Raw genomic sequence first — 25810 nt, 5'->3', positions numbered from 1 at the left:
AATCAGACTGTATTATTGCTTTTTTGGGATACAAAATTATTTTCTATAAAGAAAGCCTATAGCCCATATGCAGCAAGGGTTTAAATGCCATTGGAACTACGAAGTGACCCATTTGCACACGTATCCTTACTTCCCCCCACTTACATCTCATGGAAAGGAATTTCATGCTTGCATGTGTTGATAAAATTAACCTTGATTTTTCTCTTAATTAAGCCCCGTATGGGGCTTTTTTATTGTCTTGAGTTTTTCAAAAAAAGTATTATTATTACTTCATCTTTCAAGGTTGGACTTGCATGTACCAACACAAAGGAGAGTGTTCATCTAACTGTGTCTCCTCGTTGATTATATAAGTCCCAGATATAATCTGTCCTCGAAACAAATATGTAGCTGGGAAATGATAAGCGCCCAATTGTGCATGGGCTGATTTGTAGTATTTCTAACATGTCCTGACAGACACCTCTTGAAAAACCGACACAGGTCAGATCAAAGTTTGAACTACTGCGGGTTATTGAGGGCTGATTCGCATTTGCCCCTTTTCTGTAGAGCTACCCAACACTCTACCTTCTTTCATATTACTTATTATTAATTGGATCATTAAGTGAAAAACAGTCTTAAAGTTATTTGGATAGTCGAATTAGGTGGCACTATTAGTAGTGTTAGTGAACATCCTACATCAGAATTTTATAAAGGTCCCAGTAACTCAGTTTCCTCATTTATTGACGAATTCGTTTTAAATGATCGTATTAAAATTGTAATGGATAAATTTTCAAACAAAATTAGTCATGAAATTTCAATAGAAGATCTCATAACTTTGGCTAATAAAATTCAGCGGTTGCTTGATAGCGATGAATGTGATGGGATTATAGTAACGATAGGTACAAATGCTCTCGAAGATGTAGCCTATTTTATAGGGCTAGCCGTTCAATCGATGAAGCCTATTGTTTTTACCGGTGCTCATTATCCGCAAAATAGTTTAGCGTTCGATGGAAAAAGAAATTTATTTAATGCGATACAAATTGCAAGTTCTAACAATGCCATGCAACTAGGTGTTTTAGTTACATTTAATGATTATGTTGTTACTGCTCGGGATGCTGTAAAAAATAATCCTGGCTTAATTAATAATTTTGCAACGGAAGGAAGAGGAATAATAGGGTATGTTATTGGGAATCAATTCGTTTTGCAGTCAAAACCAATCTATAAACATACCTATCAAACTGAGTTTTCTATACTAGGAATAAGCAATTTACCGAAAATCTCAATTATCTATGCTCATTTGGGCATGGATGACTTTTTAATCGATGCTTTAATCACCTCTGGGGTATCTGGTATCATTAGCGCAGGATTTGGCAAAGGCTATCAATCAAACCGCATCTCACTAGCTTTGGAGAAAGCAGTTCAATTAGGTATTCCTGTTGTAAGATGCTCTCGTTCAGGATGTGGATATACTAGCATTGATAAAAATTATGATAATAAATATGGTTTCATTGTTGCAAAAGGTTTATCACCTCATAAATCAAGCCTTCTTCTATCGCTTGCTCTAACTAGAACAAGGGATATTGATAAGTTACAACAGATATTTGAGGAATATTAATTTTATGGAAGAAGAGTTTTCACCAATTAGATCCATTGGCCTATATGTACAAAAGTTTAAAGATGTATTCAGAAAATACAAATTGGAAAAAAGTGGCTATAGGTATAGTTTAATTGACGTTACGTCACAAAATAATGAAATCGAATTACATGTAATTTTATTGGGAATAAAAAAACAAATTTTAAGACTAAAACCCGAGGATGTAGTTTATGACGATGAATTACTATCTGAATTTTCACCATGTGATGTGCGAGCAATTACATACTTATCATTTCAAAAATATATTAGACAAGAGCATTATTCTTTGGTTATAGATAAGCAATATATAAACAAAGGGGAAACAATTTTTACAGTAAAAAATCTGAATACAAGTGAATTATTCAATATAGACGCCCAAAAGCTGTACCAGGATTATGATTTACTAATAAATCTCAGCAAAAAAGATATGGTAACTGTTATCTCTAGTGCGGTACAAGAGCAAACATTTTTGGATATAAAAAGCATGGAAATGTCATGAGTTTTATTGAAAATATAAAAATAGGACGTGAATTTGTTGATAAACAAGATAATTTTAAATATATGCGTCTTCTTTCTATGATATACGTGGCTTTTTTAATGGCCGCAACAATTATGGCCTATAAATTAGTTGATCTATGGGGAATAACAGAGCCTGGCTCAACTCTTATTTATACGTTTACATTTTTTCTTGGCAACGTATATGCCGAATTATATGGTCCAAATTATGCAAAAAAATTAATATGGGAGTCGATAGTAACCGGTTATATTTTTGCTTTGCTTATTACCCTAGTTAATTCATTCCCCTCTCCGAGCTATTGGAATATGTATGAGGAATTTAATAAAGTAATTGGTCATGTATTAAGATTTACAAATGCTGGCGTTATAGGATATTTATTAAGTGCTTTCTTAAATATTTATCTTTTAACTAAATGGAAATATAAACTAAGGGGAAAATATTTTTGGATCCGAAGTCTTTTGGCATCATCCATTAGCGAAGGTTTAGCCACTTTTGTAGCAGGATTAATTACATTTATTGGGATGATGCCTACAACGAAAATTTTACTAGTTATGACAAATGCATTTTTCTTTAAAATCGGATATGGCTTGATAGCCGTATGGCCAGCAACATTTCTTGCTTATTTCTTAAAAAAGAATGAAAAAGAAATTACGATAAACCCCTCTTTAAACCCTTTTTTAACTAAAAATTAGAAAAAAGTTCTCGATTCTAAAAGTGTAGCCAATACATAAATATTAATCGGTAGTGGGATTATAGTAAATGCTTCACTAGTTGGATTTAAGCATTTTATAAATTTTTTATTTGTTGAGTTAATCATAATTTGACGAAATACATAATGATTCTCATCATCTTTTAATAAACAAAAATCACCATTAAAAGGTACTTTTTCTTTCTCAAAGACAAGTATGGTACCTTTAGAAAATTTTGGTTCCATAGAGTAATCATTCATTGTAGTAGCAAAATAGTCTTTATTTTGATCTAAATCCGCCGTGATAAACTTTTTAGAATGTGAAATAGCATGATTAATATCATGTTCTTCTATGTCTTTAAATTCAACATAAGGTATTTTGATCAGCGTGTTAGCAATCGGAGTATTACCCGTATCGAAATCTGAATTAGAAATCAATTCTTGAAGCGGAACATTAAAATAATTAGCTATAGGTGTTATTGTTGATAATTTCGGATTTTGATTTATTCCGGTGATTATTCTATTAATCATTTGTTGAGGTATACCGATTCTTTTTGATAATTCATTCTCACTGATGCATTCTTTTTTCAAAAGTTTTTTTAGATTAATACCAATATAATTCATAAAGCTCGCTCATTTTTAAGTTTTGATTTTTAACATTATCTAACTCATTAATAATACACGTAAAAATATTAAGGATAAAAATTATTATCAATAAGTATGAGTTTTTATTGATTATTACACTCTAGAGTGTAATAATCAATTTACACTTTAAAGTGTAACACTTTAAAGGAATAAAAAAGGAAGATACATGAAAAAAAACTCATGCTTTCAGCTCTACTATTGGCTTCACAACTAAATATAGCCAATGCAGGAGTTTATGCGACTACTGCTCATAGTCGTGCGAATTGTATCAATAATGAATCAATTACTTGGTACTTGGGTTTCCGGGCTAGAACGTAGAAGCCCAAGTTATAAATACCTCTGTTTCTTTACTTATAGCCAAGGAACATGATGGCTTAAAAATCAAGAAAAAGATTTTTAATTAACAGCGGTATTTAATAAATCAGTAGCGCATGGATGCTTAAAATTTACTGAAAAATAATGGATTCTTAATATTCTTTAAACTAAGGAAGTTGAAAATGAGAAATAAATTAACAAAAGCATTATGCATTATAGCGGTTTCAAATCCAGTCCATGCTAATTATGTGGGAGTCGTGGGCGATGTAGTTGGACGAGATTTAGCCTATCCAGGAGCTGGGTGGGCAGGTCATACAGGCGTTGCTACTGCACCCCATTATTTAATGCGACCAACGTTAGTCCTTCAGGCTATGTCGGACGCTCCTCACATTCAAGAAGTCAGCATTGATAATTTTAAATCACAATCAACATACTGGGGCAGTAGAGGCGGACGTATTCCATTCGATTATAAGTTTGGCCGTTGGATTGTTGCCAATAGAGTGGTGCAGCAATATTACGCATGTCCGGCTTACAGTTACACATGGCAGTGGAAAGACGGAACTATCACGGCAGACAATAAACCGGTTACTTGCGCATTATTTAGATGCGACACGATTGTCAATTGGGCTTATGCTTTTGGCAATTATTCATTGCCAACATATAATACGGTTTGGACTACTCCTGCAGGTGTATATAATTCATTTCCACTCAATACTGATTTACTTATTCCTGAGCGTTATAAGGATCATCCTGTGATGCAAGTTACAACGAATGACACGGTTGATTGGGTTAGTGAAAGTAATTTGAAGGAACTGAACGCAGATTTATTCTATCAGTTACTTCAGAACACTCCAGACATTACACGCGATCAGATTAATCGATTATGGAAATTATTCGCATCGAATGAAGTGGGCGATCAGGTGAAGGTATTATTCTATAATTACTTGGTAGCTCAAGATATGTCAGATTTGACTGATGACATTATTCAGCGCGCCAAGACGGAGCATGGTGTAGCACGGCATCAATTATTATTAATGCTGCAAACCATTTATCAAGGCAAATGGAATGATAAGAATGCTTCCGAAACTCAATCCATTATTAATTATTTCAAAGAACTTCAACATGAAGAACTGGATAAGGAAGACGCAGGAATAATCTTTAGGGCAATGGCAACATTAGCGCCACAGGATATGCGTAAGGATAATTTAAACTTAATTCATATCGATAAAATTCACGTAGATATATTTAGACTTAAAAGTGATCCTGAGAATGAACTGAGCTATGTTAAGGATATAATTGCTAATTTGGACGATCCTAGTGATTCGTTATTACGTACTGCGAGCTATAAGTATCTTACTGAGTTATTAATTAATAGTGATTTAAAATTATTCTCAGATGCAGGTAAAGAGCTATTTAGAACCTATTTAGTTCAGAAGAAAATGATTGACCACACACAGTCTATGCTCTACACCTCAGCTTACGTAGAGTTTAAGGCTGTTTTAAATGCTAAGTCATTGAATGATATTCCTGGATTAACCACTTCGTACATGAAATCACTTGATGAAGATACGAGGCAAGTTACACCCTATGGTTTCTCTGATTTTACCAAAAATAAATTAAACTTCATGAGTAAATTGTAGTCAGTTAAAGTTGCGTCCAAGAATCATTGCCATGTATGGACCCCGCCCGTTTTGCAAGAGGTAATTTTAAAATTTTTAGCAATGTAGGTTGAGATACAGTCATGTATTCGGTCTCTTAATGGAGTGATATACGTTCACTCGGACCCTGATAGTATCTGCGCTTTTTCTCCTGATCAGTTTGATGCTCTTACCTGCGACCCAGGCAATGAATAGGTTTTGAAAAAGCTAGTCTTACCTGTTTTGCTATCAATTTTGGCTTACCTTAAGCAATCTCATGGACGGTTTGTCGTCTTAATCATTTTATATCGCCTAATTTTATTGAATGTGTTTTTTACATTCAATAAAATTAGGCGAAACAACAATGTAATAAACATCGCTCTCCTTGCTCATGCTGCTTGCACCTCGGTGGTTGCTGTTTTTTGTCAGCCACCCATTGGTTTTTTCTATCAGTTTTATTATCACAGATATTCATAACAGAACGAGCACCATGAACAAGTAATTTTCTTACATAACAATCACCTCGTTTTGTAATACCCCCTAAAACTATTTTATTTCCACTCGACTGCCGCTTTGGTATCAATCCCAGCCACGCTGAGACTTCGCGCCCATTTTTAAAAACATTAGCATCACCAATTGTAGCCACTATAGCTGATGCTGTTATTGGGCCAATACCTTCTATTTCTTGCACTGTTACTCCGCGTGGATCAATAGCTGCATGGCTGTAAATTTTTTTCTCATAATACTCAACCTGCTCAGCGTACATTTTTAGTTGTTCATATAACTGAAGAAAAATCTCTTTTGAAACAATACTTAATTTGTCTTCTGCTTTCTCTAAAACCTCTGGCAATTCATTAAGATGAGATAAGCCCTTTCCTACAACAATGCCATATTTTGATTAAAGATGTCTATTTAGAAGTACTTTTACGAATCAATAGCAAAATGCGATACACTAACACGAACAATAAATGCACTCCGAGCAATAAGCCAATAAATACATTAAATCTATTATTATCAAAGCATCCCAATAAGCTCAATGACGGAAATAAGAGGAGCAGAAAGAAATAAACAAACGTGTATTTTTTATGATCATCTAATCCTCGCGCAGTAAAGGAAAAAATAAAAGCAAATAAAAATCCATAAATAGCCATAATATAGATAATAACAGGCCACCATCCAAGTACATCGGAGTTTTTGTACTCAAATAAAAATGATAATAATGTTCCTGATATAAAGCTAAAAGTGATTAAAAATAAGTCATTATGAAAAATTGCTTCTTTTTTTGATATTGCACCCGTATAACTGTTAAGAATGGAGATTCTTATTTCTGACCAGATAATAACAAGAATAATTATGGGACTAGAAAGATAAAAGCCTTCCCAATGTGCCGCATTTGAATGACTCTCCATCGTTATGGAAGCTGCTAAATAAACAATAATGAGGAACCAGGAATAGAGGTTTAACTGCAGTATTTTTAGAGGCTTAATCACGTTCATTATATTGCTACCAAAGTTATAGTTTAACAAACTTGCTGAAGAGAAAATTCAACATCGAATTCATCATACAAGGCTGTAGGCTTCAAGGGCGCTCTCCCTCTATGTATTTTGTTTGGACTCTCTTCTAGTTTAACTAGACCATACTGCTCCATTGTCCTCAAGGTTCTAAGAATATTATTGGCTTTTCTTTTATACCCTGTCAATGCCTCTAAATCAGACACAGATTTCGGTTCATTTTCAATAATTAATTTTAGTAGAAGTTGATTATCTTCAGACAATACATGTGCTAATGATTTCATTGATGTAAACCAAATTTTTGGTTCATCTTTTTTGGGTTTATATATCCCCTGGGCAATAGCAATGGTGCGCTGTTTATACTGCTCAAGGGGCATAATGCCTATTCTTGCTTTATTCATTATTTACTCTCCTTAAGAGTTTCAATGCGCTTATCCACCTCATTCCAAAAGTCTAATAAAAGTTGTCCTGCATTGGTATAATTATAGGGCCTACCTTGATCATTCTCATCATAATGCCAGTGATCAAAGGTCCTTTCAGGGCTAACCTTCTTTGCCCCATATTTTATTTCATGACTATTAATCAATAGTCCATTATTCTTTTATTGGATTGATCATGTAAAGTTAATGAGTATTTAATACCCTGTTGAGGGCTTTGCGTTTTTATAACCTCAAATTTAACCCATAAGAGACTCATCAATGATAATTCTCTCACTATTAAGCTCTAATAGATTTTCTAATGTATGATCAATTGTATTCATAATTAATTATATCACAAGATGATATGTTTGCAATTATAAACGAGAAATTTGTTTACTTCCCTTCCCCTGATCTTTTAACCAGTGAAAAACCAAGCCCAGGATATCTAAACCGATCAGAATATTTCAATGAAATTTAAAAGAGTTCCTCTTATAGCCAAAAGAGGATGTAACCAGCCAAAAGAGGATGTAACCAGCACTGGCAAGGGCTATAAGCGTTCGTCATTTTTAGGAATTTTTAATTTTTGCAAATTCAGCCTCTTTTGTATAAAATAGTTATAAATCAGGGTGTTAATGGAAATGTGATGGCGCGTGAAGGCAAAGCTAAAGTGTTGAGCGAGGCAGAATTTAAATTAGTGCTGCTGGTTGCGAAAGTGGGCAAATTTGCAGCACGCAATACGGCTTTAGTTTATTGCTCTTTTGGTTTGGGTCTGCGCGCTAAAGAAATTGCCTCGCTTACCATTGCCGATGTGGCGGATGCCCATTATCAACTGTTACAAGAACTGTCTTTAAAACGCTCCATGACCAAAGGGGAGAAACAACGCCAGGCCTACCTTACCCATAAAAAAGTACGGGAAGTCTTGCAAGCGCATTTAAATGATATAAAGGGCATGTCCCACGATAAGGCCTTGTTTCAAACCCAACGCCAAAGCCGTTTTACCGCCAACACCTTACAAAAATGGTTCAAAGCCCTATATGATAAAGCTGGAATTCATGGGGCAAGCTCTCATTCTGGTCGGCGTACCTTCATTACCCGACTCATTGAACAAGGTGCAGACATTAAAGCAGTGTCTCGACTTGCGGGGCATGCCAATATTGTCACCACCGCTATTTATGTGGAAGATAATCCTGAGCGTCTAAAACGAATTGCAAACTTGGCCTTGTTTTAATGCACCCCTGGTTTACCACGCTGCCCTTTCTAAATCTGATTGATTTCCAATCTGGTGAGCATTATCACGCAGCCCGTTTTGAAAAAGACACGCGCTACTATGTGATTCGTTTAAGCAAAGATTTATTAGAGGACTGGGTAATCACCTTAGTCAATGGCCGCATTAAGTCCAAGCTTGGGCAAAGCCGTACCTTGGCTTTTTCCTCTTTTCATGAAGGATTTGAGCACTTTTGCACTCTGGCACACATTCGCCACCTTCGTGGTTATCAGCTAAAAACGATACACTTCGACAACCATCTGTTGCTGCATCTACTGCCCTTCTTAACCAATTCAAAAGATACAAAGAAACTATCTGCTACCAAAACAGTGAGAAATACCAATCGAGGCAAAGGCCGTGATGAAAAAAATGTTTCGATATTAGGCAATTTGAAACCTGAATTAGCACGCCAACAATTAGGATTTGCTTTCTAAATACTAAAAAAAGGAATTAACGATCAATTTTCGTGAATTTAATTCTACCAAAAAGATTAATTAATAAACCTCATCTAATTTAACAGGTGTTTTTTGTTGATATAGACGTGATACTTTTAGGCTAGCTTACCCATTAACCAGCCTCGAATAATTAAATCAAAGCTAAATTTAAAGGCCAACTTCAGTTCCAATTCAATTTAAATTGAGTTAAATCAGTCAATTGCCTATATTTAGAGCAATGGAATAAGGCTTAAGTCTAATTTGGCAATTAATCAGACTTAATCATTCTATCTCAGAGCGATCACTTCCCTCGTACTTTTGGCCTTACGTTTATCAGAATCTAATGCATTCCATAATCTCTATCATATTTTTGTTCGAGTTCTTGTAGCAAAAGAGCATTTTTCCTGTTTTGTTCCTTGAAAGCTTGAACATGTTGGTATCCAAAAATCAAAATTGCATAGAGTGCAACAAGGAATAAAATATCATTAAAGGAAGATTTCTTCTTTTTCATATAACTCTCCATCTTTTCATAGCTTTATGGTTTATCAAACTTGCTAAAATCAGTCTTGTAAGAACAATAAATCCTAAATCTTTAACGTGGGTTTCATAATGAACCTTAGTTAAATATAATATTCTTCATACATTGTCTTAAGCTGCTTTAACTTCAACAAGCATATGAATGCCATCATGTTCAAGAGAATCTTGAATAGCTAAGGCGATAAACTGTTCTTCTGGATAACCTAAAATGGCAGAAAACTGCTTAGCTTTTTTAGCACTAACTATCTTTCTATCATGCTCTAAATCGCATAAATATTGCTTAGACACTCCAAGGATTTTCGCAAAATCAATCTGACTTACCCCCTCTCCTTGACGTATAGAACGAATAGAGCTTCCTAATGTTAAACGCCCTACCAATTTTTCTAAATATTTTCGTGCATTAGTAGTCATGCTTATTTACCTCTATTATTGAAATAATAACTATTTCTTTTTGCTCATTTTCAATATAAATAGCTCGATAGGCTTTATTTAAACGAATGGATCGTTGACCAGAGCGATCCCCTTTTAAAGGCTCATCATGATAGCCTGGTATGGTTCTTATCTTGCTAATCCCTAGCCGCTCCACAGAGTCAACCCATAAAAGTAATTTTTCTTTGATATAGCTTGGAACTTTAATAATATCCTTCTCAGCTCCTTTGGTTAACTCAATTTGACAAGGCTTTATCAATTCCACTACCTATTACATTTTCTATATATTTAATAGTACACTAAATTGGTGTACTTGTCAATTTACCTTTAGTTAATAATTGGGGGGATTTGTTTACTTCCCTAATTTATTCTTTCATTCAAAGGAAAATTGCGGCGAAATTGGTTAAGAAATTTGGTTAACATTTCTAATGTTTAGTTATTTTAGATTTACGAAAGTATTAACCAAGTAGAATGACAAAGGAAAAAAATTAGAGTCTCATCAAAGCATGCTATTTGGGCAATGAAATCTTGTTTAGATGTAACCGCAAAACCAAAGACCTACTTGTCAACGTGCAATAAAACAGGAATGGTTCTTTGCGCCTGAAGCAATTCTGGGTTGACGTTGTAAGGCAACAAGGATTGAATATCCTGCTCATTAGTACATTTGGCGACACTCTCGAGCGCATATTTAAAATAAGCGAAGACATCCACATCATGTTCTTTGCACGTTTGCACCAGAGAAAAGAGAATGCTTGAGGCATCAGCCCCTTTTGTTGAACTGTTGAACATCCAATTTTTTCGTCCAATCACAAAGGGCTTAATGGCGCGTTCGGAGCGGTTATTATCTATTTCTAGTCGGCCATCATTAATGTATTGCGTGAGACTGTTCCAGTGTTTGATTGAGTAAAAAAGTGCTTTGCCGAGAGGTGATTTAGGCAAGACGGTTTTTTGTTGCGTTTGTAACCAGTTCTTGAACTGGATTAAAATGGGCTGGGCTTTGGTCATTCGTGCCTGTTTTATTTGCTCACAGGTCATTTTGTCTTCTTTTAATTGTTTTTCAATGGCATAGAGTTTAGCGAACCACTCTACCGCTGATTTGGCAATGCCTGGTTTGTTTTTAGTGGCTTTGACAATATCAACAAAGTAACGCCTGGCATGCGCCATACACGCTACATGGTTAATCCGTGCTCTGTCTAGGTTAACATACGCACTATAACAATCAGCATGAATGTATCCCTTAAACGACTCAAAGAACTGCTTCGCTATCACATCCTGACGACTTGAATGATACTGATAAACAAAACAACGTTTCTCTGGTGGCCCACCACCAAAAAACCACATATAGGAGGTACTGGTTGATAGTTTCCCGTGTTCATTAAGCACTTGCAGGACGGTTTCGTCCGCATAAGCAATGTCATATTTTTGTATTTGCTCAATCATAGTATCCACGATGGGTTTGAGCCAGTCTGCCGCTTTGACCACCCAGTTACCTAAGTTCGTACGACTAAGCTCAGCGCCCATGCTTTTAAACATGTCTTCTTGGCGATAAAGCGGTAGATGACGATTAAATTTGGCATCAATTACTGCGGCTACAAGGCCTGCTGTGGCCATGCTTTTAGGAAAAGGTTGTTTTGGAAGCTTGGCGGTTGTAATAGTCTCTTCGCATGACTTACAGGCGTATTTTTTTCTGATGTGAATCACTCGATAGGTGACTTGAGGTAGCACATCAAGTTGCTCACTGGTTTCATTACCAATGTGCGTTAAGACACAACCGCAAGCACAGTGTTTGTCCGCATCATTGATGTCATGAATGTGCTCGATATACGGCATGTTTTTAGGTAGTGGCTTACGACCAGGCTTTTTCTTTTTAATCGTAACTGTTCTGGTTTCAATAAGTTCTTCAGGCTCAATATCTTGTGCTGCCAACAACTCAGCTTCATCAAAGCCTAAATCCAATTGTTTGTCTTCTCCAAGTTTCTCACTTTTACGGCCAAATTGTGCGTTCTTTAATACGAAGAGCTGGTGGTGCAGTGCAGAAATAAGCGTGTCTTTTGATTTAATATGTTCTTGGTGTTTTTTCTCGGACTCAACCAATTTCAGCTGTAAATCAGCCACCATTTTCTCCATGGTTTTAAGGTCTTTTTGAGCGGTGGCATTGGTCTTTTTCATGGCGCTTATTATACCAAAAAGCCAGTGGCCAAACCACCAATTGGTCCAATAAAATCAACACATTTCATTAATAAAACCCACTGTAATCAAGCGCTTTATTCTGGAGCATCAGGTCATAATCGAGGCCTGCCAATAGCCAACTTAATTGTTTGTTATCAAGCGTGGCGACGTCCGTATTTTCATCATATTTTATGATTTTAAATCGGCCTTTTTCCAGTCGTTTATAAATCAGGACGAATCCATTCTTATCCCAGTATAACAGCTTCACTTTATCTCGAGCCCGATTATAGAATAGAGTCAGCGAGCCATCTTGTAGGCTACCATTTGATAGGTCACTAATAATATAACTTAAACCATTAATCGACTTGCGCATATCTATCGGCTGGCTGTATAAATAAATCTGCTGCTGGGTAAATGATATCATCGAGCTCCTCCTAATAACTGGATAAGCGCACTGGCTTTGCTAATGTCCGCTTCTAACTTAATGCCCGCAGGTAGGATAACTTCCAGACAGGATTCTGGCTCGGCAAGAGCAGCGGATAATGGGTGCGTTGGTGTCGTGGATACCTTTAGCAATTTCGGCTCTGTAATGCCGCTCTTATTTTTATTAAGTCTTCCGCGCCAATATACAAATTGCTTATATACCAAGCCTTGTTGCTCACAAAACTTTTGCTGCGTTAATTCACTTGATTCCCATTCGGTGTTTTGCTCTGACCAATACGCCTGACGTTTTATTATCGAACTCATCTTCACTCCTTCGTTTTTAATACAACGTAGTTTGAGTTAATTCTTTGGCCTTGTGTAGATGGGGTTGGTTTGGCGCTTACGTTTAGATCAATCGAAAGATTAAATTTTATGGGGGCATCCAGATTTATATCGGCATCGGGTACTCTCTCAATCACAAAAGGAATTTCTTTCTTAACGCTATTCATTACGACATTGATAAACATTATCTCAGCAACTTCCAGTAAAAAATTTACAATTGCCTCCATTTCTTCGGTTATTGAACATGGTTCTTCCCCTGTTATATTCCATTGCGGTACTACAATATTTTTATTATCTACAGTCAACTTGAAATTTTCAATTATCGTCTTTTTGTGTTTTTTTGGATGTTCTTGAAAATTTCGTAACTCTATGATGTGCTTAATATAAGGAGTATTTGGAATAATAAAATCTTTTAAGAAAAGATGATCGTTATCAAGAACAGATGACAGTGAAATAAAAAGATGTTCAAAATTATTATCTTCCCTTGGAAGTTCAAAAAAAATGAAAGGTAATGTGCATATATGCTTTATGACTCGTTTTGCTTTAATTAAAAAATTATCACATTCGTTTGTTAAATTTTGCACATGAGGAAATGGATTAAGGGCACGACCTTTTTCAGAGGTTATACCTTCAGTTTGTACCTTTAACATTATTTTACTTACCTCGGTACTAATCCTTTTAGCAATTTGATCACAAACCAAAAGATCTTCTTTGCAAGCATGCAGTAAAGATATCACTTCATCTTTTTCAATTTCTCTTTCAAACCAAGCGGCTTTAAGGATTTCACTTCCTTGTAAAAGAATGCGTGAAACTATTGGACTCCTGGAGCCTACATCACTTATTGGGGTGATAACCCACATTGCATTTGGGTTTGTCTGATCAGGGTCAATTCTTTCTGGGGATTGAACACGATAGGTCTTGTCTACCTTATACATTTCCAAAAATTCACCGCAGGAACACATTCCTGTAATGCCCCCAGTACCTCCGTGTAATTCAAAGGAGCCTGCAGCATGCCTTGGTAAAAGTTTCTTATCCATATCCACCTCACCTCTGGAAGAAAAATCGCTTTTTATTAGAAGAAAGTGCAGCAGTGATTATAAAAATTATGAAAAATCTATACCTAGTGCCGCTCTAAATTTATTAACAAGTTTGCTTCTTGGACTATCACCAATTTCAATTATTTCTTTTAAGCTATTTGGGAGGGCATCTGCAAGCCCTTCAAAGTCGACATCTTCCTCCATTGTGTGTAATGCAATGTCAAAGAAAGGCTTATATGCATTTCTAATATCATTGATTAATGATTGCTCTAGAAACAATTCATTTTTATGTAGGCAGGAATTAAGCTCGGTATACTTTTTCGCAAAATTATCTGCTCTCAAAATTACTGATTCTTGGTTTTTTACCTTGATATCCATAAATAATGTTTTAAGTTCAATATCTGCGTCTAGCATACTCATATATAATTCGGATAACAGCTCCACTTTTTTATTGTGAATCCATGTGTGTCGTATCGTATGCAGGGACACCTCTTTAGCAAGTTCAGACTTATAGTTTTCAAGCACTTGGCTTAAAGAGTGAGATAATCTTTTATCCACCCATAGTTTTAATAGCCAACCAACAACACAAACTGCTACCCCATTTGCTGCGATTATAGCTAAAATATCCATATTAAGTGCGTCCTTACGCGTATATGTTGTTTTGAAATATGGCAAATTCCAGTTTAATGTGATGAATTTTTAACAATGAAATAATCCTAATATAAAACCTATAAAAAGAAGAAAAGATGCAAAAAAAAGACCCACCAACTTAAGAATTAATACTCTATCAATCCAATATAAAAAATCAGTTTCAAACTCGTAATTTTTTTTTAATAAAACTCCATTTTTTAGGTCATTCTCCCAATCTTTAGCTTTATTTTGATACATATAATGCCCAATTAGATATTGTATCAAATCTAAAAAAAAATAGAGTAAAAGTATTAAAAATCCTATTGCCAAATAATTTAAAGAAACTTTAAGTTCAGAATATAAAAACCAAAATAAAGCACCCTCTGCAAAAGCGATTTGACGACAAATTGAGGAAAGAATGGCCGTATAATTTGAGGATTCAGCGTAACACTGACTAATATGTGACTCAACTTCTTCAATTTTAAGATTTTTCATAATTTCTTTTTTGGCCCCGTTTTAAAAATAACAGAACAAATCTCGACTTCAGCATACCTATCAGATTTTTCAATTAAATCATTTACTGTAAACGGCCAAATTAAATTGCCGATATCAGCCACATTATTTTGCCGACTAACGCTCCCCAATTAATAGACATTTTCGAGCGGCATCAAGAATTTCTGTAGTTAATGAAGTCATGCGGTTTACCTGCATAATTCGGTATGACTGTTTTAACAATCTGTTGATTAACCTGAAATTGCCATTGGTCATTCGTATGATGGTTGATATAGCCTCTTGATCACCAAAATCTTTCTCATCAATACTGACTCCCAATTTTGAAAAATGCTTGGAGATTATAAACTCAACCTCGCCTTTACCAAGATTTTTGAATTGATGCACAAATCCAACTCGTGAATAGAGTTGAGGGAACCGTTCAATCATTTTTTCAATACCAGGCATCCCGATAAAAATAAAGCTAGTACCAGCCTCATCATAAAGTTCCCTGATTAATTCAAATGCCATGGGTTTTAGCCGCTCAGACTCATCAATAATAACAAGTTCCGCATAATTACGATTTTCCATACGCACTACCTCAGGAATTTCATCTGGATATAAAAATCGCTCCTTGAGCAGATTAAACTGTCTTTGCTCATGTTTTATTTGGTGGATGACATCTCGTGGTGAAGCCAATAAGCTTGGTGTATATAATAGGGGTCGTGTGGAATAACCACCAAAAGTGTTAATTCTGAATTAGGCCGCCTTCCAAAAGTGTTTTTTTAGATGCTTCTCAATCGCACTAGCCATGGCATTNNNNCTTTCTTGATTTAATTGGGTTTGTTCATCGATCATTTTATTTGCTTGTGCAGCTTGAACTACACGATCAAAATAACAAATGGGGAGTTTTAAGAAGCCCCTCCAAAGTGCCTGGTCAAAATTTAGCCGCCATTCAGTCACTATTTTTTCTTTTTAAAATCAGAATCATTAATCAATATTTTATCTAGCCAACCATCAATATCAATTTCTTCATGGCTTGATAAAAAATTCATACCTTCCCTGAAAATTAATGTGTGTCCATGCCACGGGAGACAACTGTTTAATAGGGGTCGTGTGGAATAACCACCAAAAGTGTTAATTCTGAATTAGGCCGCCTTCCAAAAGTGTTTTTTTAGATGCTTCTCAATCGCACTAGCCATGGCATTTATGTCAATTTCACCATTGCTCTTTTTAAAATTATACTTACCAGTAAAAGCAATGTGCGCCCAAGCAATAGGTGAGATCCGAGCAAACTTATCGATAATATCTTGGCTAACACCTTCGGCAAGCATTTGTTCATATATCATATTCAAAATAACGCTGTTATGCGCAATGATATTATTTGCAACAAGCCTCACTGCATGAGCACTGACGCGATTGTTGACTATTTTCTTCCCTTTGAAAACCCCTTTATATATTTTTCGAATGAGTCCCTGCAACTGATGATATGCTTCCGTGCGATTTCTTGCTGTTCTGATGGCTTTTCTAAGAGTCATATTATCAATCAAGTTAAGCACGTGTATGCTCTTTAAGAGCTTGTTATACTCAAACAAAGCTTTTTTGAGACCTGTATAGCGAGCAGAAGAGTTTATTTTCTTAACGATGGTGCTTTGAGTGTTTTCTTGCATAAGTAAAGACAGCAGAACCCGTAAGATGCCTCGTTTATGTGTTCGAATAAGCGGGACATTAATAACGCCCCTTGGACGAATAATCCCAGTGTAATTATCAATCGGGTTAATAGAAAACAAGTCACTGCAAGCCTCCTTTATATCCTTTATGCTTGGCACATAATCAACATCAATGGAATCCAATATAACAAAATTGAGTTGATTGAGGGAGTGATTATCACCAGTCACCATATCAATTTGGATATCTGTTTTATTGCCATTAATCACATCATAAAGGGAATGCCCCTCATACTCATTTAACCCGATATTTTTGGCATTAACCGCAATAAAATTTGCTATCAATGTGTATACAGAAATGCCAGGTGCTTTTCCAAGATATTTTGTTGAATACCGAGATTGAATTGTGCTTTCACTAGTCGGTAGCTTTTGTCCATCAGCATCTCCAAGGGTTTTGTTGTCTATCAAGTCCCATAATTTGAAAATAGGCAATGCATGCACAAGGTTGCCTGCCCTGTCATTCGCAGCGCACATTGTATCAATGCGAATGTAATCCTCTTGGGTTGAGCGTAAAAGATTGAAGCTCATATCGGACATATCAGCCATTTTCTCAGTACTTATACCGAATGCATTTGCTAAAACGCAGGCATTAACGGCGGTTTTAGCGGGTTTTGTCTTATGATTGCGTCGTGTTTTCATGTGAGTGAATGCACCCCACATATCGGTGAGATCCCCCATATGCATCATGATATCTGGAATTTCTACCTGTGGTACGGTTCTGAAAAAATTATCATCAAGTTTTTCATGGCTATCGTAACTTAAGCTCCAATCTTGTTCGCCTGATTTGGTTTCTTTAATTTTGAATGCCAAATTTTCACCGCGAGTAATCCTGCCGATTGTCCTTGTCCATGCGCGATCTAGCTCTTGCAGGACGTCATCTAATCGTTTGTCACAATAGATTGGTATCTTCTTGTAACCAAATTCATCAGCAATTTTTTCTACATTATCAACCACGTCCTCGCTCACCAAATCATGATCAATATCACAGTATGTCACGCTGTCATTACAACAGAGCAATCCCTTATCCAAACGACGATACATCTTTTGATACACAAAAAATTCAAACAAATGTGGATCAACCTGCTCATCATCTGCATCTATTTTTAAATAAGGTAGTGCTGTTTTTGAAATTCTGTCTTCTATTTCTTTGGGTAATTTAAACGACGAAGGGCCTTTCTTACGGACACCATAGTGATTTTTCAAGATTTTGATAAAATCCATGATGTCACTATTCTCCCTAAAATATGTGAAGGGAACATGTATCAACACCGGCCGTAGATAAAGGGAAAATTGTCGGGATATCTCCAAATAATAATCCCTCATGGCTGCTTTTTTATCAAAAACACGACCGCCTAAGTACTCGGCAATAATAGGAAATTGTTTTTCCGGAAGAATTTTATAAGCCTCACGATTTAGCTCTTCATGATTAAGACCATACTTGCGATTTGGGAACCATTTTATAAATTTTGCTAATTTTGGTATATCAACGACCAAGCCCGAATTGTATTCAGCCAGTGCTTTATCCGCATATTTTTTAGCATCGGCTAATATGGCTCTGATGTGAAACATAAAACTTGTGATTAAATTATCCATGATTTGTTGATAACGGTGGTAAACAAAACATAGGGCTTGCAACCATTGCTGCGGTTGATTTAACCGACGCAATCTGGATGCAGCATACTGTTCTGCCAAATCCGCATAATAACGAATGGCATTTTTTGACAATTGCAGCGTCGGTATAAATTCTTTTGCAAATTTATATAACTCCGCGATTTCTACTGCTTTGGCTGCTTCTTCCTTAATGGGCGTATATTTGAAATTCTTCTGATCGGCACGAATAACGTTCAGTTTTGTGATCCCATCCTCTCGCTTGATCAAATCAGATAATTTTTCTTGTTGCTTTTGCGGTATTAAGAGTATTAATTTTTCAAGTCGTTCTTTTTCCGTGGAAAACGCTCGTGTAAATAGATCTTGCATAGTGCGATAAGTTGGCAGCAGTATTTTTTTATTTTCCAAATAAACCATCAACTGCCGAAACGTATCATGCCCTTTGGGGTAATAGCGTAATAGTTCACAAAGGTGCGCTTCAACCAAGGGCACTTGTACTGATGACCAGTCCTGATACCCAAATAAATTTAGAATAACGCTCTTTTGTTGGCTCAGGGTTTGTCTGGTTATTTTAAAGTCAGATTTCTCGGTTTTGTAATATTTAGAGAGGATATAATCCACGTCATCACGAACTTCATCAAATGTAAATGCGAAAATTTGCTGACTGGCTTTAAAGTAACCCAGTTGCAGGATAAACGCGACTCGTGTTTTTGTGGCTGAATATTGACGCAGTGCGTCCATCTCTTGTTGATTCATTGTAAAATAAAGTTCTCGTTCCGCTTCGTTAAAATCAGGACGAGCGTAAAGTTCTTCAATTTCTGCTTCGGAAAGTAACTGCAGCCGATTTTTTAGGGTCATATTGGGGTTCAGAAATACGTAGGTTTGGCTGGACTGATTTCTCAATCAAAAAAAATCGCATTGTACGCCTATTTTTGGTAAGATAAAGCGGTTCAGTAAATCTTGGTTCAATATATCGTTTTTTAGTTAGTAAAATGGACTAAACTGTATGAAAATAGGATATGCGCGCGTCTCAACCAAAGAGCAATCTTTGTCCATGCAAGTTGATGCATTAAAAAAAGCAGGCTGTGATCAAATTCATGAGGAAATTGCTAGTGGAGCAAAAACAGCGAGACCTGTTCTTGATGAAATTGTGCGAAACCTTCGTGAAGGTGATACTTTAGTTATTTGGAAATTAGATAGGCTTGGTAGAAATCTTGCCCATTTAATTCACCTAACAACAAAATTAATCGAGAAAAAAGTTGGATTGATTAGTCTCAATGACCCTATTGATACCACTACTGCACAGGGTAGATTAGTTTTTGGGATTTTTGCATCATTAGCAGAGTTTGAACGTGAATTAATCCGTGAGCGGACACAAGCAGGGTTGAAATCAGCTCGAGCTCGAGGAAGAAAAGGTGGAAGACCCAAAGGCATGTCAAAATCAGCAATGGAAAAAGCAGCTATTGCTGAAGCTCTTTATAAAAATGGAACCATCCCTGTTAAAAAAATTGCTGAACAGTTGGATATTTCTAAAACTACGCTGTATCTGTACTTACGATCTCGAAATGTTCCTGTTGGAGAAAAAAGTTGATACTCCAATTAGAAAATAAATATCTCATCTTGAGTTGGTTATGCAGGAAAACCCAGCTAATGATAATATCTCCCAAGAGGTACTGATGTACGATCGATTACGTCGTTGGTTTTCTACTCTATCACAATATAGTAAAGCTCTTTACGCTTCGTTCTATTCTTCTGTTTTATATGCTGATGTGGTGAAGCGTTGGCACGGATTGGGGATAGGATACCTTTTATTTCTTATTATTTTGGGAGCTATTCCTTTATCTGGACGAGTAATCATAGCATTTAATCATTTTTTTAAGGGGGAAATTCTATTCCCCATCCAAGCGCTTCCTCTACTGACCATACAAAATGGTGAAATCACTTACAATCAACCCATGCCCTATTTAATAAAAAACAACAGGGGAGAAGTGGTCTCAATAATAGACACGACAGGAACGGTGTCTGAAATGAATCAGTCATACCCTCAACTCACGGTTTTAATTACCAAAAACAAAATGATTTTAAGACCGCCCAGTTATAAACAATTCTTAGGTTTGGCTAAAGACAACATTGGCAACCCAATTTATACACGTACTTTTGACAAAGGGGTTAATGGACTGCTTTCTGGCGCAGAGTGGATTCAGTCCACTGGGATTTCCAGATTAAATACGTTGATGCAAATCCTTGTCTTTCCCTGCGTAACTTTATTTTATTTTGGAGTTTTTGGGGTTATGTTACTCCTATTGTCCGCACTGGTGCAGTTGTACTCTGATATTTTTTTCAGCTTTAAACTTCAATTTAAAGCCTCATGCCGTCTATTAGCTATAGCTGCAACGCCTACCTTGGTTCTATTCTTTTTTATGCGATGCGGTAATTTCTCACTACCGGGAATGGGCTTAGTTTATGGAGTACTCATTCTCAGTTATACTTCCTATGGGTTATATTCAGTCAAACGATTTAGGGTTTGATTTTATATATTCTCACTGGACATAGTCCCCAACTCATTAATTCTATGCCCTGATAAATGGATTCAAATTGTTCGTGGTGTATCATTCGAGTGGTCACAATAATTCGGCTTCCTGGTTTTAGACGAGCCATCTTTGAAATTAATTCATTCCAGGTAGCATCAGTAAGGCAAGTGGCTGCCACGTAAATAATATTAGCATCTCCAAAATTGTAATGTAAAAAACTGTCGTTGATAAATTGAATGCGCTCTGTTTGAGGTAGGTATTCTTTCTCATCGTCATGTTGTTGAAATCGTTGAGTTACCTTTTTAAGCAGTGTATTTGATTGCTCATATAGAGGAGGTAACAACTCAATACCAATAGATTTTTTAACATTAAAAAATAATATAGCGCTCAATACTGCTTTTCCCGAGCCCGAACCTAAGTCATAAAAAATATCCTGATTGGACGGGGTGGCTCGTTCAAGAATGGTATAAAACGACAAAAAATTGATTTCTCCATAAATAAACTCCTTATCTTGAATCAAATGCAATAATCGATACCTTATCGAATAGGATTTTGTATGCGCTTTTTTGTAAAGAGCCTCCAAAATGCCAGTCTTTTTTTCTATACTTGACCAATCTGACCTCTGAATTAACTGTTTTTTTAACTCTCTTTTCTTGAAATGGGGAACAAGTATGTTAGTTAATAGAAGTTTTAAGATAACTAATAAAAAAGGTATAGTGATAATATAATAGAACATAAGCGTCAGGATGTTTTAGAGGGCTTCATTATAGTATTGCAGGCTCTTTTGAAAAGAGAAATCTAAATTATAATGGTTTGTAATATTTTTGGTATAGCGGAAGGACAAGGAAATTTTATGATTCTTGATAGAATAGTCCACTTTATTATTGACATAGCTTATAAAGCGACTAAATCTCAGCCAGTCAGCCAGTCAGCCAGTCAGCCAGTCAGCCAGTCAGCCAGTCAGCGCAATAAGAATTTATATTCATTTTTAAATGGTTACAAGAAATTTTTTTCTAATTCTCATGCCCCCATTTACCAGTTTAAAAAAAATAATTTATCGAAGGAGGAGTGGGATAAATTAATGTTATCCATTGAAAACGCAAATTTGGAGCAATCCTGGGATTATGCCGAGGCTTTGAGCAAGATAGGTTGGGGAATTGAACGATATTTAATTTACTACAATAAAACAATTATAGGTTTTTTCCAAATCTTCAAAAAAAGATATTTTTTCTTAAGGTATATTAGGGTCTGTTGACATTTCACATAGGCAACCATAAAAGTGCGCAAACCATGGCCACTACAGACGCGTAATTGCGTTTTAATTTATCAAATCTTGTGGCAAGCCCTCTAAAATGCTTTATTCTAGCGAATAAATTTTCAACTAAGTGCCTGTATTTATATAAGCACCAATCCATATCAGCATTACCAATTTTAGAATTGGATTTTCTTGGAATGACAGGTATAGATGATTTCTTGCGAATGGTATCTCGTACTTCTTCGCTGTCGTACCCTTTATCAGCAACAGTAAAATCTGCGGCAGGTAATTTTTCGATAAACTCTGGTGCCACTTTGCAGTCATGAACCTCGCCACCTGTTATCTCAAAATCAATGGGTAATCCATGTGCATCAACTGCCATATGGATTTTTGTTGTATTGCCCCCTCTGGATTTACCGATGGCTTGATTTTCTTCAGAAGCGGCGCCAGCACTGTGTTGATGGGCTTTAACTATGCTGCCATCAATAAATTCCCATTCCAAATCAGGCTCCTGTACGAGTGCCTTGAAAACAAGCATGAGCTTACCTTTTGATGACCAGCGATTAAATTTTTGAAAGACGCTATTCCAACGTCCAAAAGTCCTCGGAAGGTCGCGCCACGGGCATCCAACGCGCATACGATACAGTATTCCTTCTACTGCTTTTCGTAAATTGGGCTTGTCATATATCCCTTGTTCGCGCATTATTGTTCGTAGCTTTGACCAATGCTCATCACTGAGCTTGTGTCTAGCCATTGCAAACTCGTTTTTTTCTTGTGTTAGAACCTGAAGTCTACGAGTTTGCTCATATTTTTCAATATGTAACGACATAACGACAAAATGTCAACACACCCTAGGCTTGAGCGAGGCCCATTATTTTTAGATGATAGCTATCAAGTTAATCATGCAATTCCAATTTTAATAAAAATACGTGCTAGATGGAATTTTTGGAAAGCTCAGTTGTTGTTGATTAAACCAGAATTACCATTTCAAACAGTATATTATGATTCACTTTGCTCTATGGGTTTTCGACTCGCCATTAAATCACGCTGGGAATCGAGCAAAGTTGATCTATTACAGAATGAAGAAAAAATACTTCAAAATATGAAAGCCAATTGGAGAAATTCATTAAAAAGATCAATGAAACATTTGGAGTTAAAAAAAACAACTCAGCGTACTGATTTAGATTGGCTGCTCGATCAGTATGAAAAATTTAAAATACAAAAAAAAATTATTGGGGTTGCCAGAGAATTAATAGATGCTCTGTATGAACAAATGATTGGCAGTGGTACCATTCATATTTTAATCGCAAAATATAAAGACATCCCTATTTCAGGGATTATCATTGTAACTCATGGTAAATCATGTAGCTATTTGTTGGGATGGAATGGTGAGATAGGTAGAAAATTTAACGCACATAATTTTCTATTATGGTACGCAATCAATGAAGCAAAGCTACGGGGAGAAATTTTTTTTGATTTGGGTGGTATTCTTTCAGATAAAAGATATAAGCAACTATCAGAATTTAAATCTGGCCTGAATGGAAAAAAGTATGCATTAGTGGGAACTTTTTATTAAGGTTGCTTATGGATGGCGTGACGATGGTGCATTAAATCAAATGCTGGAAAATAAAAATGGACATCCTATAAATTGTAGCAGAGGCGAGTAAATATATTTATTTCTAAAATATAGTGTGTTGAGCATTTTTTTTGTTCCTAACCAAGATCCGTTATAGTGTTGAAACACGTTCAGATGATATTTTACTTTTTTCCAATTTCTCTAAAAATTCGTTAGCCAGTGTTGCAGGATTTCCTTTTGCAGTATTAATAACTGCATCAAAGTCTATGCCTGCTGAAATATTAAGCGAAGCACGTTCTCGATTTTCAAAAAAACCAAACTTATTTGCTAGATTACTATACTCCTCAATAGTTTTTTTAGAGCCTATGCGTGGTAAATCATCGGAGGATAATTCCAGCGAATCATCGTTAATCTGCAGTTTGACCACACGATCTGAGGTGATTACTATTTGAACTTCTTCGTTGTAACTTTGTTGTAGCGCGTCAGGATCAACAGGGCTTTCTAAAAATAAGGAGTCACCATTTTTGTCTGTATTGGCATGTTTATTGACCATATAAAACAATTCATTTCTTGAGAGGACATGTTCAGAAGAATCATCAAATAATTTATCTGCCGTAACTAACGTTGCTAACTGATGAAATGGAAATAATCCTACCCGTTTATCCATAGGATTATCGATGTCCGCTTTACGATTTCTCTCTTGAATACGCTCACTTAATTTTTGCACTGGACAATAAGCAAAAACTATAGAAGTGGTTAATGTTTCGCTTGGGTTTTCTTCACTATATTGTTGCGCACGCTTTTGAAAATGTTCTAAACATTTTTTGGCACTTTCATCTGGGTTTGGCACTAGATCAATAACAATGGATTGCCCAGAATTGCCCTTATCGAACACATCATCATAAAGCATCACTGTAGGATCATCGATTTTGGTAACAAAACGTAACTCTTTAGCCAGTTTAGATATTTCACTTTCTATAAATCCCGCCTTTTTTAGGACGTCTTCGAGGTTAGGAAGCAAGGGATTAGGGAATTCTTGGGCTGTAATTGGATGATTGCCTTTGGATATAGTAAGCACCCCGGTACTACATAATGTTAACATTTCCTCTTCAGTCATTAATGTTTGAAGGTTTTGTATAACACCCGCTGCATCAAGTTTCTCAAACATGAATAACTTTCGATCACTCGGACTCATATTAACAATTTTATCCACCATTTCATCAATGCTCGAAGATTTCCACCCATGTGTTGTAACCAATTCTCTGCACAGGGATGATTTTCCTGCGGTTGATGATCCTAACAACAAAACAACATGCATGGTAAACCTCTTTAATAGGGGGACAATCAATACAGTGTAAGCTCTCATAGCAAGAGTTAAATTTATATTACTCTGTCCGGAGATTATACAAAAAAGATGCCTATTTTTTTTCTAATTCAACTTATTTTGCAAAAAATTTACATTGTACGGTTATCTTCTGGATTAATTAATTCACATTACGTAAGCTTAAACTTCCATCTTTGGGTTATCATATAGCTTAGTTGGTGGCTTCGCTCAGAATTAACACTTTTGGTGGTTCTTCCACACGACCCCTATTACTAGCGTTGAAAAAACCATAAGAGCTCGCAAGACCTACGACCACACAACCGGCAATTACCAATGCCCCAATTCCTCCTGTCAGGATAGTTGCTGCAACCGCAAGTGCAAAGACTGAAGCAGTAAATGCTAATGCTGCAAGTGCGATACTTGTATATAGGAATAATTCAGAGTATTGGCTTGCTTTCTCAGGATGATTTCTTACTTCCAGATGGAACTTGGCATTTGACATTACACGCCTGGCAGCGTGATTGGGCACGGAATAAAGCTTGGCCAAACGATACCAAAAATAAGGTGATTTGCACTCACATTAGATAAATTTGGATTGGGAACACCTGCAAACTCTGTTAAAAACCACTGAGCTGCAACGGCACAGTTTTACCTAAAATCGATGCTTCATGATCTGTTTNCTATTCCAATATTG

Annotated in this window: 29 protein-coding genes; 10 read left to right on the top strand and 19 right to left on the bottom strand. The window is 36.1% G+C overall.

All coding sequences use genetic code 11. The annotated features are described in order from the left end of the window. Positions 1-598: 598 nt before the first annotated feature. From LDG_RS04220 to LDG_RS04210, 3 genes are read left to right on the top strand one after another with little or no spacing between them, the layout of a single operon-like run. A complete protein-coding gene (locus LDG_RS04220) occupies positions 599-1591 on the top strand; it encodes an asparaginase (RefSeq protein WP_006869918.1) in 993 nt (330 codons plus the stop codon). A gap of 4 nt (positions 1592-1595) precedes the next feature. After that, a complete protein-coding gene (locus LDG_RS04215) occupies positions 1596-2108 on the top strand; it encodes a hypothetical protein (protein ID WP_006869917.1) in 513 nt (170 codons plus the stop codon). Beyond that, a complete protein-coding gene (locus tag LDG_RS04210; RefSeq protein ID WP_006869916.1) occupies positions 2105-2818 on the top strand; it encodes a queuosine precursor transporter in 714 nt (237 codons plus the stop codon). Before LDG_RS04215 ends, LDG_RS04210 begins: the two co-directional genes overlap by 4 nt. Here LDG_RS04210 and LDG_RS04205 read toward each other — a convergent pair. Further along, complete coding sequence (locus LDG_RS04205; protein ID WP_006869915.1) at positions 2815-3438, bottom strand: XRE family transcriptional regulator; 624 nt, start codon at positions 3436-3438, stop codon at positions 2815-2817. The genes LDG_RS04210 and LDG_RS04205 overlap by 4 nt on opposite strands. 518 nt (positions 3439-3956) lie before the next feature. On the opposite strand from LDG_RS04205, the gene LDG_RS04200 reads away from it, so the two are divergent. Beyond that, on the top strand, positions 3957-5414 hold the full coding sequence (locus LDG_RS04200; protein WP_006869914.1) for a hypothetical protein: 1458 nt from the start codon (positions 3957-3959) through the stop codon (positions 5412-5414). 346 nt (positions 5415-5760) lie between these two features. Here the strand turns inward: LDG_RS04200 and LDG_RS20810 are convergent, their stop codons facing one another. The 3 genes from LDG_RS20810 to LDG_RS04185 are packed head-to-tail and all read right to left on the bottom strand — an operon-like array spanning position 5761 to position 7323. Then, a complete protein-coding gene (locus LDG_RS20810) occupies positions 5761-6261 on the bottom strand; it encodes an IS110 family transposase (protein WP_006869913.1) in 501 nt (166 codons plus the stop codon). A gap of 58 nt (positions 6262-6319) precedes the next feature. Then, the gene (locus LDG_RS04190) at positions 6320-6907 is read right to left on the bottom strand and encodes a hypothetical protein (protein ID WP_006869912.1); all 588 of its coding nucleotides are present in this window, start codon (positions 6905-6907) and stop codon (positions 6320-6322) included. A gap of 23 nt (positions 6908-6930) precedes the next feature. Beyond that, positions 6931-7323: an HVO_A0114 family putative DNA-binding protein gene (locus LDG_RS04185; protein WP_006869911.1), complete on the bottom strand. Its 393-nt coding sequence runs from the start codon at positions 7321-7323 to the stop codon at positions 6931-6933. Positions 7324-7984: 661 nt separating this feature from the next. On the opposite strand from LDG_RS04185, the gene LDG_RS04175 reads away from it, so the two are divergent. Both LDG_RS04175 and LDG_RS04170 read left to right on the top strand, forming a co-directional pair. Next, positions 7985-8569, top strand: a complete 585-nt coding sequence (locus LDG_RS04175) for a tyrosine-type recombinase/integrase (RefSeq protein WP_006869907.1) — start codon at positions 7985-7987, stop codon at positions 8567-8569. Further along, positions 8569-9039, top strand: a complete 471-nt coding sequence (locus LDG_RS04170; protein WP_006869906.1) for a hypothetical protein — start codon at positions 8569-8571, stop codon at positions 9037-9039. The genes LDG_RS04175 and LDG_RS04170 overlap by 1 nt, the downstream gene beginning before the upstream one ends. A 340-nt stretch (positions 9040-9379) precedes the next feature. Here LDG_RS04170 and LDG_RS19545 read toward each other — a convergent pair whose 3' ends face one another. The 11 genes from LDG_RS19545 to LDG_RS04115 all read right to left on the bottom strand — a co-directional run bounded on the left by LDG_RS19545 (position 9380) and on the right by LDG_RS04115 (position 19288). After that, positions 9380-9550 carry a hypothetical protein gene (locus LDG_RS19545; RefSeq protein ID WP_006869905.1) on the bottom strand — a complete coding sequence of 57 codons (171 nt, stop codon included), beginning with the start codon at positions 9548-9550 and terminating at the stop codon, positions 9380-9382. A 137-nt stretch (positions 9551-9687) separates the two neighbouring features. Continuing rightward, positions 9688-9987 carry a helix-turn-helix domain-containing protein gene (locus LDG_RS04165; RefSeq protein WP_006869904.1) on the bottom strand — a complete coding sequence of 100 codons (300 nt, stop codon included), beginning with the start codon at positions 9985-9987 and terminating at the stop codon, positions 9688-9690. Beyond that, complete coding sequence (locus LDG_RS04160) at positions 9977-10270, bottom strand: type II toxin-antitoxin system mRNA interferase toxin, RelE/StbE family (RefSeq protein WP_199484651.1); 294 nt, start codon at positions 10268-10270, stop codon at positions 9977-9979. Before LDG_RS04160 ends, LDG_RS04165 begins: the two co-directional genes overlap by 11 nt. A gap of 293 nt (positions 10271-10563) precedes the next feature. Next, positions 10564-12174, bottom strand: a complete 1611-nt coding sequence (gene tnpC / locus LDG_RS04155; RefSeq protein ID WP_006869902.1) for an IS66 family transposase — start codon at positions 12172-12174, stop codon at positions 10564-10566. Positions 12175-12241: 67 nt separating this feature from the next. Then, on the bottom strand, positions 12242-12598 hold the full coding sequence (gene tnpB / locus LDG_RS04150) for an IS66 family insertion sequence element accessory protein TnpB (protein ID WP_006869901.1): 357 nt from the start codon (positions 12596-12598) through the stop codon (positions 12242-12244). Then, the gene (tnpA, locus tag LDG_RS04145; RefSeq protein WP_006869900.1) at positions 12595-12921 is read right to left on the bottom strand and encodes an IS66 family insertion sequence element accessory protein TnpA; all 327 of its coding nucleotides are present in this window, start codon (positions 12919-12921) and stop codon (positions 12595-12597) included. Before tnpA ends, tnpB begins: the two co-directional genes overlap by 4 nt. Before the next feature lie 2 nt (positions 12922-12923). Further along, positions 12924-13976 carry a hypothetical protein gene (locus tag LDG_RS04140; protein ID WP_006869899.1) on the bottom strand — a complete coding sequence of 351 codons (1053 nt, stop codon included), beginning with the start codon at positions 13974-13976 and terminating at the stop codon, positions 12924-12926. 66 nt (positions 13977-14042) lie between these two features. Continuing rightward, the gene (locus LDG_RS04135; protein ID WP_006869897.1) at positions 14043-14606 is read right to left on the bottom strand and encodes a hypothetical protein; all 564 of its coding nucleotides are present in this window, start codon (positions 14604-14606) and stop codon (positions 14043-14045) included. 69 nt (positions 14607-14675) lie between these two features. Further along, positions 14676-15101, bottom strand: a complete 426-nt coding sequence (locus LDG_RS04130) for a hypothetical protein (RefSeq protein WP_006869896.1) — start codon at positions 15099-15101, stop codon at positions 14676-14678. 135 nt (positions 15102-15236) lie between these two features. Further along, positions 15237-15794: an AAA family ATPase gene (locus LDG_RS04125; protein ID WP_006869894.1), complete on the bottom strand. Its 558-nt coding sequence runs from the start codon at positions 15792-15794 to the stop codon at positions 15237-15239. A 449-nt stretch (positions 15795-16243) separates the two neighbouring features. Beyond that, a complete protein-coding gene (locus tag LDG_RS04115) occupies positions 16244-19288 on the bottom strand; it encodes a Tn3 family transposase (protein WP_040534459.1) in 3045 nt (1014 codons plus the stop codon). Positions 19289-19436: 148 nt separating this feature from the next. On the opposite strand from LDG_RS04115, the gene LDG_RS04110 reads away from it, so the two are divergent. Both LDG_RS04110 and LDG_RS04105 read left to right on the top strand, forming a co-directional pair. After that, positions 19437-20021: a recombinase family protein gene (locus LDG_RS04110; protein WP_006869891.1), complete on the top strand. Its 585-nt coding sequence runs from the start codon at positions 19437-19439 to the stop codon at positions 20019-20021. A gap of 40 nt (positions 20022-20061) precedes the next feature. After that, positions 20062-20958: a DUF1189 family protein gene (locus LDG_RS04105; protein WP_006869890.1), complete on the top strand. Its 897-nt coding sequence runs from the start codon at positions 20062-20064 to the stop codon at positions 20956-20958. Here the strand turns inward: LDG_RS04105 and LDG_RS04100 are convergent. After that, on the bottom strand, positions 20948-21487 hold the full coding sequence (locus tag LDG_RS04100; protein ID WP_158307864.1) for a class I SAM-dependent methyltransferase: 540 nt from the start codon (positions 21485-21487) through the stop codon (positions 20948-20950). The two genes, LDG_RS04105 and LDG_RS04100, sit on opposite strands and share 11 nt — an antisense overlap. Before the next feature lie 327 nt (positions 21488-21814). Here LDG_RS04100 and LDG_RS04095 point away from each other — a divergent pair, with 327 nt between their 5' ends. Then, positions 21815-22216 (top strand): hypothetical protein, encoded by a 402-nt coding sequence (locus LDG_RS04095; protein ID WP_006869888.1) that lies wholly within the window; start codon positions 21815-21817, stop codon positions 22214-22216. 4 nt (positions 22217-22220) lie between these two features. Here the strand turns inward: LDG_RS04095 and LDG_RS04090 are convergent, their stop codons facing one another. Further along, entirely contained in the window at positions 22221-22970 is a 750-nt protein-coding gene (locus LDG_RS04090) for an IS5 family transposase (protein WP_040534536.1), read from the bottom strand. Positions 22971-23054: 84 nt separating this feature from the next. Here LDG_RS04090 and LDG_RS04085 point away from each other — a divergent pair, with 84 nt between their 5' ends. Further along, positions 23055-23792 carry a GNAT family N-acetyltransferase gene (locus tag LDG_RS04085; RefSeq protein ID WP_040534457.1) on the top strand — a complete coding sequence of 246 codons (738 nt, stop codon included), beginning with the start codon at positions 23055-23057 and terminating at the stop codon, positions 23790-23792. Between the two features lie 151 nt (positions 23793-23943). Here LDG_RS04085 and LDG_RS04080 read toward each other — a convergent pair whose 3' ends face one another. Next, positions 23944-25110, bottom strand: a complete 1167-nt coding sequence (locus LDG_RS04080; RefSeq protein WP_040534456.1) for a hypothetical protein — start codon at positions 25108-25110, stop codon at positions 23944-23946. Between the two features lie 217 nt (positions 25111-25327). Next, positions 25328-25618: a hypothetical protein gene (locus tag LDG_RS04075; RefSeq protein ID WP_006869883.1), complete on the bottom strand. Its 291-nt coding sequence runs from the start codon at positions 25616-25618 to the stop codon at positions 25328-25330. Between the last annotated feature and the right edge of the window lie 192 nt (positions 25619-25810).

This window comes from Legionella drancourtii LLAP12 (genome assembly GCF_000162755.2).
GTDB lineage: Bacteria > Pseudomonadota > Gammaproteobacteria > Legionellales > Legionellaceae > Legionella > Legionella drancourtii.
The sequence above is the reverse complement of the archived record's forward strand: the minus strand, read 5'-3'. Positions and strand labels throughout refer to the sequence as shown.